This window comes from Parcubacteria group bacterium (genome assembly GCA_016204045.1).
Classification (GTDB): domain Bacteria; phylum Patescibacteriota; class Minisyncoccia; order Phycocordibacterales; family UBA2135; genus JACQLQ01.
Map to the genome: position 1 here is coordinate 118,707 of JACQLQ010000004.1, position 17,577 is coordinate 136,283.

19 protein-coding genes are annotated in these 17,577 nt (G+C 52.1%); 1 reads left to right on the forward strand and 18 read right to left on the reverse strand.

All coding sequences use genetic code 11. From position 1 onward, the window contains the following. Positions 1–191 precede the first annotated feature (191 nt). Positions 192–2,024 (forward strand): hypothetical protein, encoded by a 1,833-nt coding sequence (locus HY455_03085; GenBank protein ID MBI4118491.1) that lies wholly within the window; start codon positions 192–194, stop codon positions 2,022–2,024. Between the two features lie 25 nt (positions 2,025–2,049). On the opposite strand, the gene HY455_03090 is transcribed toward HY455_03085, so the two are convergent. From HY455_03090 to HY455_03175, 18 genes are all read right to left on the reverse strand, one after another. Next, positions 2,050–3,477 carry an adenylosuccinate synthetase gene (locus tag HY455_03090; GenBank protein MBI4118492.1) on the reverse strand — a complete coding sequence of 476 codons (1,428 nt, stop codon included), beginning with the start codon at positions 3,475–3,477 and terminating at the stop codon, positions 2,050–2,052. A 69-nt stretch (positions 3,478–3,546) separates the two neighbouring features. Next, a complete protein-coding gene (locus tag HY455_03095; GenBank protein MBI4118493.1) occupies positions 3,547–4,659 on the reverse strand; it encodes a hypothetical protein in 1,113 nt (370 codons plus the stop codon). A 278-nt stretch (positions 4,660–4,937) separates the two neighbouring features. Beyond that, complete coding sequence (locus HY455_03100) at positions 4,938–5,876, reverse strand: hypothetical protein (protein MBI4118494.1); 939 nt, start codon at positions 5,874–5,876, stop codon at positions 4,938–4,940. A 151-nt stretch (positions 5,877–6,027) separates the two neighbouring features. Next, positions 6,028–7,230, reverse strand: a complete 1,203-nt coding sequence (locus HY455_03105) for a hypothetical protein (GenBank protein MBI4118495.1) — start codon at positions 7,228–7,230, stop codon at positions 6,028–6,030. Continuing rightward, on the reverse strand, positions 7,205–9,208 hold the full coding sequence (locus HY455_03110; protein ID MBI4118496.1) for an ATP-binding protein: 2,004 nt from the start codon (positions 9,206–9,208) through the stop codon (positions 7,205–7,207). The genes HY455_03105 and HY455_03110 overlap by 26 nt, the downstream gene beginning before the upstream one ends. Continuing rightward, positions 9,186–9,884, reverse strand: coding sequence for a hypothetical protein (locus HY455_03115; GenBank protein ID MBI4118497.1), 699 nt, complete (start codon positions 9,882–9,884; stop codon positions 9,186–9,188). The genes HY455_03110 and HY455_03115 overlap by 23 nt, the downstream gene beginning before the upstream one ends. 118 nt (positions 9,885–10,002) lie before the next feature. Continuing rightward, positions 10,003–10,227 carry a hypothetical protein gene (locus tag HY455_03120; GenBank protein ID MBI4118498.1) on the reverse strand — a complete coding sequence of 75 codons (225 nt, stop codon included), beginning with the start codon at positions 10,225–10,227 and terminating at the stop codon, positions 10,003–10,005. A gap of 6 nt (positions 10,228–10,233) precedes the next feature. Then, positions 10,234–10,848: a hypothetical protein gene (locus HY455_03125; GenBank protein MBI4118499.1), complete on the reverse strand. Its 615-nt coding sequence runs from the start codon at positions 10,846–10,848 to the stop codon at positions 10,234–10,236. 60 nt (positions 10,849–10,908) lie between these two features. Continuing rightward, entirely contained in the window at positions 10,909–11,475 is a 567-nt protein-coding gene (locus HY455_03130; GenBank protein ID MBI4118500.1) for a magnesium transporter, read from the reverse strand. Between the two features lie 114 nt (positions 11,476–11,589). Further along, a complete protein-coding gene (locus HY455_03135; GenBank protein MBI4118501.1) occupies positions 11,590–12,291 on the reverse strand; it encodes an NUDIX domain-containing protein in 702 nt (233 codons plus the stop codon). 69 nt (positions 12,292–12,360) lie between these two features. After that, positions 12,361–12,741 carry a diacylglycerol kinase family protein gene (locus HY455_03140; protein MBI4118502.1) on the reverse strand — a complete coding sequence of 127 codons (381 nt, stop codon included), beginning with the start codon at positions 12,739–12,741 and terminating at the stop codon, positions 12,361–12,363. Between the two features lie 59 nt (positions 12,742–12,800). Next, positions 12,801–13,631, reverse strand: coding sequence for a hypothetical protein (locus HY455_03145; GenBank protein MBI4118503.1), 831 nt, complete (start codon positions 13,629–13,631; stop codon positions 12,801–12,803). Between the two features lie 60 nt (positions 13,632–13,691). After that, a complete protein-coding gene (locus tag HY455_03150; protein MBI4118504.1) occupies positions 13,692–13,949 on the reverse strand; it encodes a hypothetical protein in 258 nt (85 codons plus the stop codon). 146 nt (positions 13,950–14,095) lie between these two features. Further along, positions 14,096–15,070, reverse strand: a complete 975-nt coding sequence (locus HY455_03155; protein MBI4118505.1) for a hypothetical protein — start codon at positions 15,068–15,070, stop codon at positions 14,096–14,098. Positions 15,071–15,163: 93 nt separating this feature from the next. Then, entirely contained in the window at positions 15,164–16,111 is a 948-nt protein-coding gene (locus HY455_03160; protein MBI4118506.1) for a hypothetical protein, read from the reverse strand. 138 nt (positions 16,112–16,249) lie between these two features. After that, positions 16,250–16,579: a hypothetical protein gene (locus HY455_03165; GenBank protein MBI4118507.1), complete on the reverse strand. Its 330-nt coding sequence runs from the start codon at positions 16,577–16,579 to the stop codon at positions 16,250–16,252. 132 nt (positions 16,580–16,711) lie between these two features. Further along, positions 16,712–16,993, reverse strand: coding sequence for a hypothetical protein (locus tag HY455_03170; GenBank protein ID MBI4118508.1), 282 nt, complete (start codon positions 16,991–16,993; stop codon positions 16,712–16,714). Positions 16,994–17,136: 143 nt separating this feature from the next. Beyond that, positions 17,137–17,499 carry a hypothetical protein gene (locus tag HY455_03175; GenBank protein MBI4118509.1) on the reverse strand — a complete coding sequence of 121 codons (363 nt, stop codon included), beginning with the start codon at positions 17,497–17,499 and terminating at the stop codon, positions 17,137–17,139. Positions 17,500–17,577 lie beyond the last annotated feature (78 nt).

Genomic DNA, 17,577 nt, shown 5'->3' on the forward strand with positions numbered 1-17,577 from the left:
TCCTCCTGTTTTTGATTGCGGAGTCCATTCCGCAACTCTTCTAAAATTGTAACCTATTAAAACTGATTTGTCAAAGATTTATTGTGGTTTTGGGTGCTCCTAAAGGGGGTTTACAAAGCAACTAAAGTATTATTTAATGTGTTAGACGTCAGTCCTATAAAAACACCAAGCCTTAACAAATGAGGTTCCCAATGGCAGAGCCCTCCCCCAAGACCGTCCTGATCGGGCCAGCCGTGGAAACGCTCTTCGCAAGGAGCGTGGAATCCCCCTGGCCCCAAGACATACTGAACGATCCCGATTTGGTCCTGCACTCTGAACTTCGACAGAAGCTATGTACGGCACTCGACACGCTGTACAAACAGCTACCCGATTCACGTATGGATATTGCCGCGGCTATTGAAATGAGAATCGTCGGGGCAGACGCGGTAGCAGAGCTCTATCGGCTTCTCACGGAGTTCCTAGACATTGATCCGAATCATCGTCGGCTCGTGTTGTATCTCCCGTTTGAGCTCCTCCCCCACGCAGGTTGGAACCCAGCTTCCAATCTACTCCGCACATCTGCGAAATTGTTTGTAGATTCCTACATGCGCTCTTGGCGAGAGTTACTTGAGGAGACACACGTACGAGCCAACTTTGATGACGGCAACATCCTCGAGCCAGCACTCGCCCCGAACGGACAACCCAGAGTCTCGAAGGCGGCACACCTCATCCCGCAACTCATGCGCAAGGGACTTATCTCCCCCGATGAAGTGACGGCACTTAAGGACAGTACTTCAAGCGACATCCTGAAAGAGAGTATTGTGGAGGCGCTTTCCGCATTGGAACCCGTGCTTAAGGCTACGGCCAAGAAAGAACCAGACCATCTTACTTCCTTAAAGGGCTTACCCGACGCAATTGCCTTCGATCTGAAGAAACTCGACATGCGCGAAGCGCTCGACCGTTCGCGAGGCATGCCTGGGGCACGAGTCACATGGGAACGATCTGACCGAGAGGATGCACTTATCTCGAACTACGCTACACGCATTGCGGAGGCGTTCTCGAGAAACAGCATCGTATGGGAGGATCTGGCAAAACTTTTGTCCCACACCAACAAAGTGATATGTCTCACCGCAATGCGCGGAGTACGCCTGGCAGTAGAAGCGCTGGCGGACACCGAGAGAGAGCGGGCGCTAGGCCTTTGTGTAAAATTCGGTGCGCATATCAGGGTAGACATGCCGAACGTCTCGGATTTCTCTGATGAACTAGAGAGTCTACTCGCACATTGGGCACACCTTGGATTCGTCACCGAAGGAGACCTGCAGAAGTTCGGGTTCGCCTTGCCGAGATTGGACGCTCCATTCTCGGGGGCGGGTGCTCTTGCCTCTGACCTTAGAACATTCGACAATGTCACTTCACGGATCGCATCTGACCCAGAGCTCTCGCGGCTTTTCTATCCAGTGGCAATCTTCTTTGGTTCGCGCCTCAAAGGCTACGCCAAGAAGAATGCTGATCTCGATGCCGCAGTCTTCGTGCGACCCGGCGTCTTGGAGAGCGAGCTCGGAAAAGTGCGACGTGTGCTTGGGGAACTCTTTACCGGGCGAAACATAGACGGTAAGGTCGTCCAATTCTGGCTTGAGGCTCGAAAAGGAAGTCTTCACATACGTGACTTACCGGACCCCGATGTCCTTCTTGGTGACAGTACTTGGGTACACCTGCTTTTGGGGAGCGTGTGGCTCGGAGAAGAATCGGCAGTCCGAGAACTCTATACCAGACTGCTTCCTGGGTTCCTGCGCTCCATAGACAAGATGTCTGATGGACGTAGTATTCGAACATTCTGGCTCGATGAAATGGAGCGAGAAGTCCTGCAATACCGCTTGCTCCACAAAGGATATGGGCGGTTCTTCCCGCGGAGACTTGGGAAGGTGAACCAGGGTAGTATCGGACCCAACCCGGAAAGCACGTTTTGGGATTCGGGATACAGACGACTTGCAACAAAGCTCTTTATCTCCCGGGTATTTCTACCCCAATTGAAAACAGTTATATAGTAAATAAATAAGGGCAGTGAGTATCTCACTGCCCTTTTGTAATATCTATTTTATCTTGTTCCGTCGGACCGATAGACACGGCAGCGACGGGAACACCAAGATTTTTTTGTATTGTAGAAACGCAAAGATCAATGAACGACTCCTTCGCATTCCCAGAGGGAATGACATGCGTCGTAAGTTTCGGTCTGCACTTGAGAAGTGCCTGGCCAAGCTTTTCTTGGCGCTGAAGGTGCTCTGCCCCTTCAGCGTCTTTCCGAGCCTTAATCCCCGTGACGATTCCTCGATCGATCTTCAGAAGATGCTCTGCATCTGGCACGTTGTCGACAATATCATACGCGTCGCACACCTGCCATGATCCCCTGCTCCATATCCGATCGAGACATGTAATGACGAGGTCATCGATTGCTCCGGGACCGCATGCTTCCAACGCGTAGCGGGCGGCCAACATGTCGAAATGTCCGACACGGAAGTTGCCCTGCCATGGGTGTTCTTTGTTGACGGCATCTGGCAACTCTAATGCAAGCTCGGACGCTTCAGTGACAAATGGACCTCCGCCGTGCCGCGTGTGATAGGCGCGGAGAATGCCCAAACTTTGCACAGCTCCATCATAGTCGCATTCGCGCAAGATGCTCTGCGCCATTTGGGGAATCGTGCGCACTTTCGTCGTATGCGGATGAAAGCCCTGATACCGATCGAGGAGTACTCCTTGAGAACCCTCAAAGACTACTGTCCCCTCTCTACCAAGTATCTTTTCTGCCACGTATGTATCGTCGACAATGCGCACCTGCCCCACAAGGTCACCGAAGCGTTCGACTGCCCACTCGACGGTATCGGAATCTTCCATGTCTGCAAGTTCGGCAAGGACACGATGGCGCACATCGGGTGGAACAGTGCTTGCGCGATCCGCAAATTCCTCGAACTCCGTCCATTTGCAGCGCTGAATGGCTTCCAATTTCTCTCGTAGCAGATCAGTGTTATGCAAATCCTTGATCCTAATAGCTCCATCGTTCAAGACTTCGGAGTCAAGCACCGTCTCGCCGACACCAATACCGACAGAGCCGCGTCGCCCCTGGCCACGCATGAGTTCGCGGACACGGCCGGCAATGGCTTGAAATGGAGTGATGACAAGAGCGTCTTCGTGAATGGTCATGATGTCCAATGCACCGCGAACACCACTCTTCTCTCGCAACCATTCTTCTTCTTTAAGTATCGCAGCCGGATCGACGAGCATATGCTTCGAGAGATGCGTACCTGCACCCTCAAATGTGCCGGAGCCAAACTGCGAGAAGACGTGCTCTCTGCCATCTCTACACACCACGTGATGCAGGGCTTGCGGCCCGCCTGTGCGAATCACTGTGTGCGCTTTGTGCTTGCGCGACAACCAGTGCGTCGTAGTACCCTTGCCTTCATCTCCATACCCGAGTCCTGTCACTATAAACGCTTTTCTCGTCATCGCGGCTCCTCCTTTCGTTTCGTGTTTAGAAAACAGGGCGGTCCTGTGGGCCGCCCTGGCTTGGAGACATTATAGTTTCCAATCCGGCTTCTCTTTACCTTTGGGGGCCGGCTTCTTGTCCTTTGACTTTGAACGCGGAGGAGAACCCTTTGTCCCGATCGGCCAGATGTCCTCGCGGCTCGCAAACGTGGCACCCGCCATAGGAATCTTGTCGAAATTCGGAAGCGTAGTCTGAAGACCAATGGGAATTCCAGAACATGCCTCGACGATACGCTTCGCTTCGGAAGCTGTGACTTTAGCTTCCTTGAGGAAGTCGACTGCGCTCTGAAGATCGAGTACACCTTCGGTGAGTCCGATGATGACGGCCTGTACTTCGGCAAGGTCTTCTGTCTTTGGCAACCGAATAACACGTTCCTCGCCGAGGACCTTCGACCACCACTCTGCGGTGTAGCGATTGTTTCCAACCTGCAGGAAAAAGCCATGCCAGTTTCGGAGCAACTTCTTCGCGACTTCAACCGTCGAAGGCAATGACTGGGGTGAACCCTTACCAAATGCCTTTTCGAGGACTGATGGTCCGAAGACCTGCTCAAGCACTCGCCCATCGAATGAATCGCGCCCAATCTCATCGCCTACCGAGAAGTAGTAGCCACGAAGCCCGTACTCGGTAATTGCTGCCCTGGTGAGATGTGCTGCTGCAAAAAGTCCGAGCTGATAATCTTCGGTGGAATCCCCACCACTTCTCTCGGGAACCAAGAGCCCCATCTGCCGTTCGACTTCATTGTCTGGCTCGAACATGGAACGCTGGTAGGGAAATTGATCAACACGGTCCTGCACGACGCCGGTGCACAACTGTGCGTGATAACGGCGCAATACTGCATTCCCACCCTGTATGAGCAGATTCTGCACCTTGGGCTGCACCTTGAAAGCAATCTCCACGTTGCCACCCATTGAGCCAGTCGTATCGACATCCGTCTCGACGGGTATCGCGACACCGAACTTGAGCTCAAATTCATCGCTCCCGGGTACGGGCACGAGAAGGTTGTTCGCTTCGCGGATGACACCCCGCTCTTTGGGGTCCACAAGAGAATCGAGGCCTTTGCCTTGTTTGGCGCGCTGTTCGCCCTCAAATGTTACCGAGCCAAGCTTTTTCGCCACAGCGGCTCTCGAAGTATAGTCGGCCATAGAGAATGTGCCTTTAGTTCTCACGGGCGGTCTCCTTGTGAAAGAGCTTTTTCGCCGGAAATCACTGTCTTGTGTTTCGGCGCCACCAGCAGTGTACATCGCTTGTCGACCCGTGTCAAAACTGGTCTCTAGGGGTCGCTCGCTCTCTACACGTGGTGTCTACTTGGTATCGTATCAGGAAGAGAGTAAGTGTCAAGTATACACTATGTTACAACCCAAAGGCTGGTGTGAGTCAACAAAAAACCTGGGGGGTCGTCCCAGGTTGTTACTTCTATGTATCAGATCGGATTGGCGGTCGTATATTCCTGCCAAAAGGCAAGCGCTTCTTTTGAATGCTCGCGAGAAATCTCATCGCACAGCATGAAGTGCTTGAAGCCCAGTATACGCATCAACTCAATGTCGGAAATATCCGCCATAGAGACTCCTCCCCCATCAAGTCCCAGGAGAAGGCGTGAGGCACAGATCGCGCGCGGATCTTTCTCTGCAATCTCGCGGAGTGCACCGACCATTTTCCCCACACCAATCTGAATCATCAAATCATCGCGCGCAGCCATCAGTCGATACGGACTGCCGTTTGAGAAATGCTTTTGCTCAAGCCCGCGCACGAACTCAACTCCCGCTTGTGATTCGATCTTCAATACAATTTCGCATTCTTCAAGAGACACCGCTCCTCGAGAATGCCGCTCGATGGCTTCTTCGAGTTCACGAACATCATCCCTGCTTTCGATAAAAGAAAGCATGAACCGCCTAATCCCCTGTTCCAGTGCCGCTTTGATATATTCGTGGTCGAGAGGAAGAAGACCGCCCTCAATCGTAAGTCTCTTGGCGAGTATGTTCACTGACTGCCCCTTGCCGACGAATTTCGGTTTGGAGTCTACAAAGAGCTCATTACCACGCCGCACCTCACGGAGTTCACACGGCTGATCGCCACGCAAATATACTGTTGCTGGCAATTCTACCGAAATACCGTGGTTGAGGATAATCGGGCTATCGGGCACCACAGCCCATTCGATAATGCGGAGTTGTCTACCCTTCAAATCAACATAGAAAGGCTTATTGAGCGGCTTTGCAAGCGCTTGAATGCGCTCCAGTGCCCCATATGGGCCGCATACAGACTCTACTCCTGTGTTGTATCGAACTGCTTCAACAATCGGATTCGCAACAATCGATCGCAAAAGTTCACTCTGGTGTACGGGCGGTAAGCTAGAGATGAGCATGGGCAATGTCTCCCCTACCACGGACTATCTGCACAAGGAATACCACATATATTGCACTCATGTCAATGTCTATGTGTTTAAGTATTGCAATAAAAAACCGCAAGCGATGCGTCGCCTGCAGTGTGCTATCTCTCTAGCTTCTATGTGTGTGTTAGAGCTTCCAGCTCTGGTCTTTGTTACCCTCATCCTTGCCCTTAGCGCCTGGCTTTTTCTTTTTCTTCGTCCCGGTATCTTTGGGCGGGTCTTCATCTGAGGTCGAACGCGCAGCCTTGATTGGCTTGAAGTTCTTTAGCGGCTCAAGTGCTGCCGCGACCTGGCGAATGCGTTCAGGCGACTGTGGTTCGTAGACAACATCTTGTCCCAAGTTGAGTGGCCGTGTCCGCATATCTTCCAGGTACTCGGCAAGAGTTCGCGCGCCCGAGACGATAGCGTAGACCCCGAGCGTGACGTCGCCAATGGCAAGGTCGCCATCGTCGCCCTTCGGGAGTAGGATCACCCTATCCCTACCAAGAGCTTCGCGCCATTCGCTCACAATGCGAGCATCCAATTCGTTTGGATAATGCCGATGAATGAGCAACGCATTACCCTTAAATTTCTTCACAAGATCAGCAAACACCTTGTTCGCGGTCGTATCCTGGTGCTCTCCACCAAAATGTTCGCTAAGATCCGCACCATAAAGTTGCGGATAGAATCCCTCATCTCCCGTGAAGAGGAAAATGGGCACTTCGGCGTTCGGCATGTCAAAGAGGTATGCATAGTAATACGCGACCACTTCATACGACTCCCTGTGTTGACCGCCACCACCGCCCTCAAAGTAAATTTTCTTGAAGTACTTATCGAGGTTCCGTAAGGCGGAAAAGTCTGCCATTTGGAGCGGGGCATTATCCCAGGTGATGTCACCAACCGCGGACAGACTCATCTCGGGTTCCCGAAGATAGTCACGCGCTACAATCTGACCAACAATGCCTGGCCACTTGTCGTAGATGATCTTGGGCAGTCTACCCATGGACCCAGTCACATCAAAGGCATAGACCAGAGGGCTTCGCGCACTGCACACGAGTCTGCGATTTTTTGGCAAGAACGATGGGTCAACTCTCGCCTGGGAAAGGTCTCTCTCTGCAACGCTCGTAAATCCACTTGCTGTACGAAGCGCTTTGCTAGTTACGTCACGACCATAGAAGTCGCCGCTACCACCCATGGGAGATCCTCCTTTCAAGGATCTTGTGTAGAAACTGCCCTCACCATAACGGAAGGATGCTCCATTGTCAATAATGCCAAAAGAAAAAGCCTCGGCATGAATATGCCGAGGCGTATGACGATAAAGAACGTTAGGCGACAGCAACGGCTTCGCCACCGTTGACGATATTCCGCGCCTCGATTTGCGCAATGATCTCGGCTCCACCCGGAACCAAGTCGCGCTCCTTAATATCCTCGATAATCTCTCTCGCATTTTCGGGCAAGAGTCTGCGAGAAGAAGACTCTGAAATCGCAAGAAGTGTCATGAGGTCAATCTCTGTTTGACTCGCCGAAGGAATGAAGTCCTCGATCGATGCCCGAAGTGCCTCATCATCAACCTTGTCCTTGCGCATCTCACCCGCAAACTTGAATGCCTTGAGCGTAATCGCTTCAACATCAGCTCCGGAGCGCCCCTTGACCATTGCGGCGAAGGGGGCAAAATTGGTTACCGAATTCGGAATATCGTATCGGCGAAACATGACCGTAAAGATCGAGGCGATCTCCACCTCTGTTGGCATCAAAAGCGCAATACGATCATCGCTCCGACCGCTCCGCTTCAGCGCGGCATCCATGCGATCGGGCCTGTTGGTACAGTTGATCATGAGGATACGCCCGCGAATCTTCGGATCAGAAAGGAACTCCATCCACGCGCGCATAATGCGTTCCGAGACACCGGAGTCGCCCTTTGGCGAATCGCGGTTTGCCTCTCCCAAGTCTACCTCATCGTTCATGACGATGACTGGCGCAAGCGCCCACAGCCCTTGGATCTGAAGCTCGGTCCGTTCTTCGGACTGCCCCACCCACATTGACCGCGCGTTTTTCATTCTAACGAAGTTGAAACGAGCGCCCTTGGCGAGAGCCTGACCCAAAGCAGTCTTGCCCGTGCCTGGGGGACCCATAAGGGTAACGCCCTGTGGAATGAGACGTATCTCGTTCCTGGTGATAGCATCGATCACGTTCGCAAAGTATCTCTTTACTTTCTCCAAGCCGCCGATCTCATTGAGGCTCCACTGCGGTTCGACGATTTCCATCACTGACCCATATTCGGCATTCAAGATTTCGTTCTTCCTCGCCTTTACGAAAGAAAGGTCAATTGGACGTTTCGCCTGCGCGGCAGTACGGAAGACCTCGAGGATCTGCCGCAAGCTCAGGCCTTGTGTCGCGTTAACGAATGCGTTGAGATCAAAATCTTCGGGGACTTCAAAGTGCGGAGGAAACTCTTGCAGGCGTTCCTCTAGCCCTTCAATCTCCTCTGTTGTCTCACTCTTCGCGCTACCCTTGGCACGCGGAAGCTTCTTCTTCAACGCGCTCAACTGGGCTTCAATCTCCTGCTCTTCTGGCAGACCATACGCCTGGCGTTCGATATAGCATCTGCGCTCCTCGGCCGTCGGCTTCGGAATAAAGACGCTACTAATTCTGGCTGATGACTGACGCAACTCACCGGAGACCTTGGTCGCGAGATCAGTAAGAAGCAATACGATATTGCTCCGCTTCTTTACGCGAGAATCCTGCGCCCACGCACGAAGTCGTGCAATATGCGTCCGCTCCGCAGCGAGAAGCGCTCCACCTGTCGACTCGGGCACAATAAGATGTGCTGATTCGATAACCACGGCAACGCGCTCCATATCTTTGAGCACTTTCTCAATGAGGGGCAAGCACAGCTCCGGTTCGCGAGGGAGTTGCCGCTTTGCGGCAAGCCCAGCCTTCGCGGCGGCAACGGCGTCTTTCGCGGCTTTTGCCGCGTCTTCCTCACTTTGGAGCCCCGCGACCTTGCGAAACTCCCTTTCCATGTCAGGGGTGAGAAAACGAAGACCTGTCGCGATGTCGTAGAAAATCACCATCTCTTGCGCGCTCAACAAGCGCTTGAAGAACTCGTGAAGTGGAATATACGGATACCGCGGCTCATCTTCTACTTCTGGGTTTGGCACGAGGCAATTGATGTCACCGTGCAACAAGAAGACCGAGGAGATAGACGATACACCACGATTGAACTTGTCGAGCACTCCCGCCGTAAACCACGGGGGCACCTTGGGAAGCACTGGGGCGGCGGTCTTGTCTTTCATCGGCTTCTCCTTAGTGGTCATGACGATGGCCATGGCCGTGTTGGTGGCTCTCCGTGTGGCCGTGCTTGTCACGAGTTTCGCCCGGGAAGGGATCGCCCTGCTTGATTGCGCGCTTCCCAAGGACAAGCTTCACTCCGAGCCGAGCCGCAAGCGCCAGAAACTTTGCTGTTGCGAGATCGAGCGCCTTGCGTGACTTGAAGTGTTCGAAGACAATCTCGGAGACATCGCCCCGTCGCGTGATCTTGATGTAGTCAGAGGGGTGTGATTTCCCTGCCTCTTCGGCTTCGAGCACAAGCTCTTCGCCTTTTTGCGTAATCGTCACCGTGTAATCGAGAAGTTCTGCCACAATGCCGAGAATCTCGAATTGCCAACGATTGGAAACAGCCGAGCTTCGTTCACTCAGCCGCGCTTTTTCGCGAGCAGAGGTAAAGCTCCCCTTCGCCTCAAGCATCCCTTGCGCATTTACGGTGAAATCGAGACCTCCACCGTCCACTTTCGCAAGGGCGCGCTTAAGCGCCTCAGTGAGAAGCGACTCGACGTCTATCTCATTACCAGTAATCCATTCCAAGAATGTCGAATCTTCTATACCGAGCTTTTCCAAGAGGTCTGCATCGATATCAAGGGCCTTTGCCTTTTCAGTAAATACTTGCGGCTGCGGCGCTGGAATTGTGACCTTAGTAACACTTCTATATCCGATATCGCACGGCATGCGGTACCACCTTTCCTTTGCGATCGTTCGTATGTCAACGACGCTTCTGTCCTCGTACTACCACGAAAAAACGCCGATGGCAAGTCGGCGTAGTGGTGTTGTTTCGCTCATCACTATCTTAAAGCTTTTCTATTTCCTTCAAGTCCTTGTCGGGTATGTAGAGGAGGGCGAGACCAAGTGCAATGCCACCTATGACGGTATAGATATGCACACCATCAAAAAGGGCACCGTCTAGCCAATCGAGACCATACCAAATGCCCCGCCAGATTAAAACGAGCGCGACGACGACAATGAGGTTCTTCGTAAAATACTGAATGAGATTTCGTTTGGGTATAGTAGGCATGTTGTATTATTTTAAACCAGTGTGAATATTTTCTGTAGGCCACTCGATGAGCTCGAGTGTAATGGTGCCGTTGTTAACGTTGAATTTTATGAAGCCGCTATCAAGCACTTTGAGCGCGTCTTCACGCCCTTCGACGTATCGTCGTTCAAGAGCAATCTCCCACGGACGCTCATCTCTCCCCCGAGATAAGTCTACATTGTATGCAATCCCCCGAGTGTTGTGACGCGCATATATCTCGTCTTTAAACGCTTCGAGGTTATTCCCTTCGAAAACCCGAGCGACCTCTGGCGGCAAGGGCGCAACGTCCCCTGCTGCTCTTCCTTTGAGATAGTCGCGGAGTGTTCGTATGACCTCCCTTGAGTCGGGGCGCATTGATTTTGTCTCACCCAAAGGTTCATCGAAACGTCTATCGATTGCATCGAACTCTTGCGCGAGGAAATCGAGAAAGGCCGCATATGCCGGAGAGTCGGGCTTGAGACGATACGAGCCTTCGCTTCCACCTCGGCCGGATTCATCTTCTATGCCATAGCTCGCCAATGCCACTTTCGCCCTTTCAATAAATGTGCGGTCGTGGGGAAGAGGGAGACCCTCCATTGTTTCAGAACGAAATTGTTCAAGCATACATCTACAATATCATAACGACGCAGTCACTGACGAGATGCTCTCTGCGTAAAAAACTGACTAAAAAATAATGAAGCTGGCGACGAGGAAGTAAACGAGAAGACTAATGAGATCTTGGATGATGGTGGCAGTGGGCCCGGACCCCAATGCTGGGTCGATGTGCCGCCTATAGAGTATGTTCGGAATAAAGAGTGCGAGAAGCGGGGCGATAGAAAGGTTGATAAGCATGGTGAGCCCCACCGTTAAGCCAATGGCGTACGATTCGAGCCAAACAACAGAGAAGACTCCGAGTGAAACGGCGGAAATAATGCCGAGCCCGAACCCGACGGCGCACTCTTTGAGCACGTATTTCGTGAGACTAAACTTCTTTTTTTCGGCGAGTGCACGCACATAGATGGTCTCGGTCTGCGTTCCTAGCGCATCACTCAAATACACAATGATGGGGATGAAAAATGCGAGTCGCACGTCTGCAGAAAGGATCGCTTCGTACTTCGCAACGATCAGGGTAGCGAGAACGCCTCCAAGGAGTCCGAAGATGAGCCATGGTGTACGGTGTTCGATAAGGTGGTCTATCGACTCTTTGTTCACATCTTCTTCCGGATACCGATCTCTAGAATTCATTTCCATATATTCATTATACTATTTTTCGTATCGCTCCTCTACCCGCGCTTCTTGTTAACAAAAAAACCGCTGGGCAAAACCATGCGGCACGGACTCGATTATCTCTATCAATTTCGCATATCAGCTCTTAGGCGGAATCTCCTCCACCTCATCAGCATACACGAACCCCATCTCCTGGACGCCAAGTGGGGAGAGATCGACATCATATCCACCCTCGCGCTTGTGGATCACTCTAAAGGAGTGTCCCTTAACGCGCTCAAAGAACCCGGGGACTTTTAGTCTGTGTTGCCTGACCACCCGAACCCTGATTACAGGAACACTCTTCACGAGAACGCGCCCCCAGCCATCTGTCGTCCACACCTCTGATGTCGTCTCCTTGGGAGACGTGTTGAGACGCGACTCGAGCACAATGGCCGCCTTTCTGACTTCAGACGTGAGGTCATAGGTAAGCATCTCAGCGTACGTAACCCATGCGTGGTCGGTGTGCTCTTCGCTCAAGGCGAGGGTGCCACCGACAAGCCGAGTGATACTGAATATGACGACGTAGGGCAAACCCTTGTACTGCCCCGCACCAATCACGAAGCTGTCTACGAACACCTGTCGCTCTGTCGGTTCGACGAGGTACCCGGTTTCTTCCATCACTTCGCGTTCTTGCGCGTGGGAAAGATCTTGCCCTACATCCACCTTGCCACCGGCAACTTCCCATTTCCCAGGATTATTCTTATCTTTTAGCGACCGCTTGATAATGAGCCACGTGCCGTCATCGCGTCCCAAGAAGCATCGATTGACGAGAACAACACGAGGTCTGGTGTTCGCTGACATGGCGCCCCTTTCGCAAGGCAGAACCTTTGAGAGTAAATCACAAAAATGTAGTTTTGTCAATCAATGACTTCACGCGAACGCAGTGACTATGTAGTGCCCAAAAACCAAAACCCCAATGACGACGGCCACGAGAGCAGAGACGAGTACGGCGCCTGCGGCAACATCTTTCGTGTCCCTTGCGTATGGGTGGAATTCCGGAGAGGTCAGGTCCATATCTATTTCGATTGCCGTGTTAAACGCCTCGGCGACAAAGACCAGCCCGCACGCAAGAACCAGGAGCGCCCACTCTGTGGTTGTGATGTGAAAATAAAATCCCAGGGAAACCACAAAGAGAGAGACAAACGCATGAACCCATGCATTGTGCGTGGTTTTCAAAAACAACCACAATCCCCTCCCCGCGTGAGTGAAGCTCTTCGCGCGCTTCACCAAAGAGAACCTCTTTTCATTCATTTGTTCCATATATATGGAGGGGCAAAACAATTATCTATGTGGATCAAAAATCAACTCTTCTAATCTGCTTTAAGAAAAATATACTCCGTAGCGCCTGATGACGACGGGAAGTAGATTGTGTCGGGGTCTTGACCCGGACCATTTTGCTCTTTAGGCAAGACCGGGCAGTCATGCCTATCGCGATAGTCCTCGGCAATAGCCAATGTTGCGGGGGTAATGCCATAGCGCGCATACTCCGCAAGAATGTGTGGCGTCATGTGGGTAAACACCTCGTCTACCATTGGTTGGTGCAGTGGCCGGGTGAACTTCATGCCGATGTCGAAGTTGTCGGTTGCACGTTCGGGGCCACGAGCCAAATTAGCCGTGCCGATTTTTTGTCCGGCAGTTACGCGCGATCCCCGATGCAACGAGGGGTCGAGATTGATATGAAAGAATACGAACTGCCACCGCCGCGGACTCACGGGGCTATGCGTATCGGGAGCCAGCCAAATCTGCTGGTCCCCGGGACCACCCAAGTCATTATCGACAAGAGAAATCTCACCATCAAACGGCGCAAATACGGAAACCTTCTCCAGTGTGCCGCGATACTCTGGCCTTGCCTTCACATAATGCTTCATGGAGCGCGGCGTTTTTTCACGCTCGCCGGTTCCAACAGTTGGGTGTCGGAAATCGTGGCCAGCACAACTGCGATATTGCGAAAAGGCGGCAATTTGGGAAAGGTCTACAGGATTAGCAGTAATAAACTTCTGGGCAATTTCGGTGGATGTTGGCAAATATGAAAACCCAAGTGCCATTGCCGTGAGCCCAGTGGCACCAACCACTACTATAATGAACACTGCCTTAATCCAGGGACGCATGATGTTTATCATATCATGATTACCGCGCGCCATGTTTGTTGCTAGTGAGACAGACGTGGCAGAGACAATGCGGTTGAGCCATACTCGGCAGAACTAACCGTGTATGCGGTTCCACACCAAAGCTCCTATATAGCCGATGACATAGCCCATGATTGAGGTCGCCACCACCAACGTCACCGCTGCTGTCGCATCAAACGGACCAACTATAATCTCCATGTGAATCATGTGCGCCCAAAGGATAAAATCCCAAATCACCTGCGCAAATCCCGATAAAACCAAAAGCGACCACATGAGGTGCCAACCACCAAGCAGAGCACCAAACACAATTCCTACTTTGTTTGTATTTGTCATAAAGATAGTAAGGCTGTTAATAATCCCATTATACGCTCTTCTTTATTAAGCACACTGTATGCTGTGAATAACATTTAAAAATAGCGTAAGTGCCTCTAACAAAAAAGCCGCTGGGTAAACCATGCGGCAAAGACATCACAATTATTTTACGATTCCTTAGGGGCCTTGCCTGCGTTGCTAAGGCGCGGCAGTGCACCAATCATTCCGGCAGCTTTTTCCATCTCCGCAAACGCCTTTTCATGGAGCCCAGCTGCGACATGACTTGGAGCAAAAAGCACAGTCGGTCCAAGTAAGTCTGCCAAACCACCCCGAACAATGAGCCCGAATTCCCCCTCTGCTGGATCAAGAGTGAAGAAAAACCCTACACCGTTTACCCCACCTTTAGGCTTGAAACCAACTGTCCTAGCCACGTGATTCTCTGGAGCCCCATCCTCGTATAAAGAGATCGCTTCTTCATGAGTCATCGCTTCAAGTTGGTCAGCGGCGACCTCTTCCTCTTGAACAGTCAGACCAGTTGCCATCCTTATCTTGACCGTCTTCTCGTCTATCGTAATCTCTATTTCTCCCAACACGAGAGCTGATTCGTCCGTAGGGGCCAACCCGATATACGTTCCCATCAAATCCTTCAGACTTGGTGTGATCTTGTATTCGTCGTAGACGTAGTTCCCCCCATAGACTGTAGCCCGCCCCGCGGTTTGGTAAATCTTCTTTTGTTCGCGGAGGGCGAGGAATGTATGAATCGAGCAACGAGTCGTCTTTGACGGTGAACCGTCCTTCTCATAGACCGCCACCAGGCCGTCGAGGAAAACATAGCGGATAGAGCACCCCTTCTTCAGGGCGCTCAAGACCACTTCTTCTTCGCTCAAGACTTCGAGCTCGAACGCTGCTACTGAAATCACAACTCCGTCATCGAACTGGACAACATGTGATGCCACAACACCCGATTCCTCGTAGGGGTTAATGTAGAATCCTTCCTTCCCGATGTATTGGGCGGAAGTGGGAAATACGTCGGTGTGTGGGGCCGCCTTTACGCGCACCCGCGACCTGTTCGATGGAGCCTTCGACAGTTGCGTCACTTTGGTCCGTCCTCTTGCATGCGGCAACTCAATGCAAACTAACATACAAATGGTATTATGTCAAACACTACTTCAATCGTACGTATCCTCATCTTAAAAAATAAAAAAGCCGCCGGTCTTGCGAAGGGCGGCGGCGGTCTATACTGCACATTGCACAGATGAACCAGAACGGATCTTTCGATGCATGATCCCATTTATTTTCCTCGACGCGCCGAAGGCGAAGGCGTAGCCTCCAACATTGCGGTAGAAAGACGCGAGGCGCCGCTTGTCTCCTTCGAGGTGCGCAATCTTCTCCTTGATACCGCGGCACTCCTCCGGCTCTCGCACACGTTCAGCGCTCCGCAGTCCGCGACGATAATCCGCCAGAGTCTTCTTGACCAGCGACTTGCCGTCGATGACCCAGAGACCAAATCCAGAAAAATACTTTTTGAAGAGCCCAATGACAAACTCTAGCCGATTTCGAGGAAACCGATAGAGCCAACGGTTGCCCGTGCGGTTGATCAACTGCACTTGCTGAATCAGCAGTTGCCGCTTCTCCATAATCGAGAAGCTGATCGTCATCACGTGCCTACGCTTGTAGTAGACGAGAAAGGCAAAGACTCCATCGAGGTAGACGCGACTGTACTTGCCCCGACCAAACTCGTTAAAGTACGTCGTGTAGTCGAGTCTAATCTCGAAATCGGGGAGGCCGAGCGAGAATGCGCGGATGCCATTATATACATCCACAACACCGTTCCATGTGCCAGTGCCACAACCCCATCGCCACATTGAGCTTTTAATCTTGCGCACGACTTCGTGTTGGGCACTCGTTTCGAAAAACTTATCGACCGAGGTGTCCATCATGAAGATGCTCGAGTAATAGATCTTGCAGAGCTCATCAAAGGACAGTCCAGCAAAAGCCTCGAGCGGCAACCTGGAGCAATCATCGGGGAATGCAAATGCTCTCTCGAAATCCCTCTCCAGAGACTGGGCCCATGAGCCCAACTTCTCCTTCGCACCAGTAATCGCATGAGCCGGCTTACTCGCGTACGCAGGCTCGACTTTGTGTAGCTCCCCCGAAAGAGAGCGCAGCTGAAGTCCCTTCATGCTCCCTCTCCGGCAAGTGTCAGCGAACAACTGGAGAATATGTTAGCAATGAAAATAGAGAAATGTCAAGTTCTCCTTTTCTCAAAACAAAAAAGCCGTCGATGTAGAATCGACGGGCTCGCTTAACTACGAAAACTCTTAGGCGACACTCTCTCCCGAGTGTGTCCGACGCAATACCCAACTTCCGTTGCACAGAAAATCAACCACGAGAACGAACTTGCCCTCTCTGTCGGGGGTCACTCGACATTCGAGAGAAGCTACCTTTTCGCCAACCTTCATCTCTTGGTAGTGAGGCTCAATAGTTACGCCAGACCCGTGCACAACGACTGCCCCATCAAATGTTTCAGACGTTACTCTGTCAGGTGCTGGCGTAACGGTAATTGCCAACACATACGTTGTGCCAACCTTGCATGGGTGGTCAGTATCAGCTCCCCTGAGCTCTGAAGCGACGATGTGGGTTACGCTCACGGTGTCAACTCCCCTTTTCTTCTTTCATAAAACTATCTGTAAATATTGCGGGTGTCAATTTGGCTGCCGCTCCTCCTTTGTATAAAAAAGACCCTCGCCTCCGCCAACCGGCAGACGCGAGGGCCCCTAGTCTTAGTCGCCGCCACCAAGGCGTCGGATGATCTTCACGACCTGGGTATCGCTCCCAAGTGTGTACTGCCCCGTTAGGAAGAGACAGCGCAACCACGCGTGGCTGCCGAGCACCGGACTGTACTTGTCGCGGGCGACCTTCTCCAGTTCAGCCGGAGTCATTTCCCGAAGCTGGGTTGGGTCGATGAGATACGTATCCCATCCGCCCGCCCACAACACCGTGACCTCGCGGCCTGATTCTTTGGTCATGTGACACCTCCTGCTTTGCGAGCAGAAGATGGTCAAGACCAATTCTTGATTATCTATCTGCTCAATAGTTAACAAAGTAAGCTTAGCATAAAAATAGAGCCACGTCAAGCTCCACGAGTAAGATTTTTTAAAAAGAAGAACCCCGCGCTCCGAAGAGACGCGGGGGTGTGGGGAGGGACTTACCTCCCCACCTCGGACAGCGAGACACTTTCGCCGTAGTAGCCGTTCGACGATCCATACCAGCGAATCGTCACTGATCCTTTCTGAGTCGCGAACTCATAGAACGTCCAAGTCCCACTTTCGTCGGCATTGGGGTCATCCTGCGTCCGCTCTTCCGCGCGAATGATGGGTGCATGGACAAGGTCGTCCAAGTCCCCAGCAATGTCCTCGATCGAGACCGCCTCGCAGCAGTCCTGCTCGTGGTACATGAGGAACTTTCGCCCCCCTTTAGCATGGAAGATAATCTCGTCCTTCGACCCTGGTATTTCGACTTTCTCGAAGGTGAGGCCGAGCAACTCAGTCAGCGTGGTGTATGCGTACATGGAGAGTCCTCCTAGGGGTGAGACATCAGGCTCTTCCCAAGAGGTATCTCCAATTAAAATACTATCATAAAATATAGT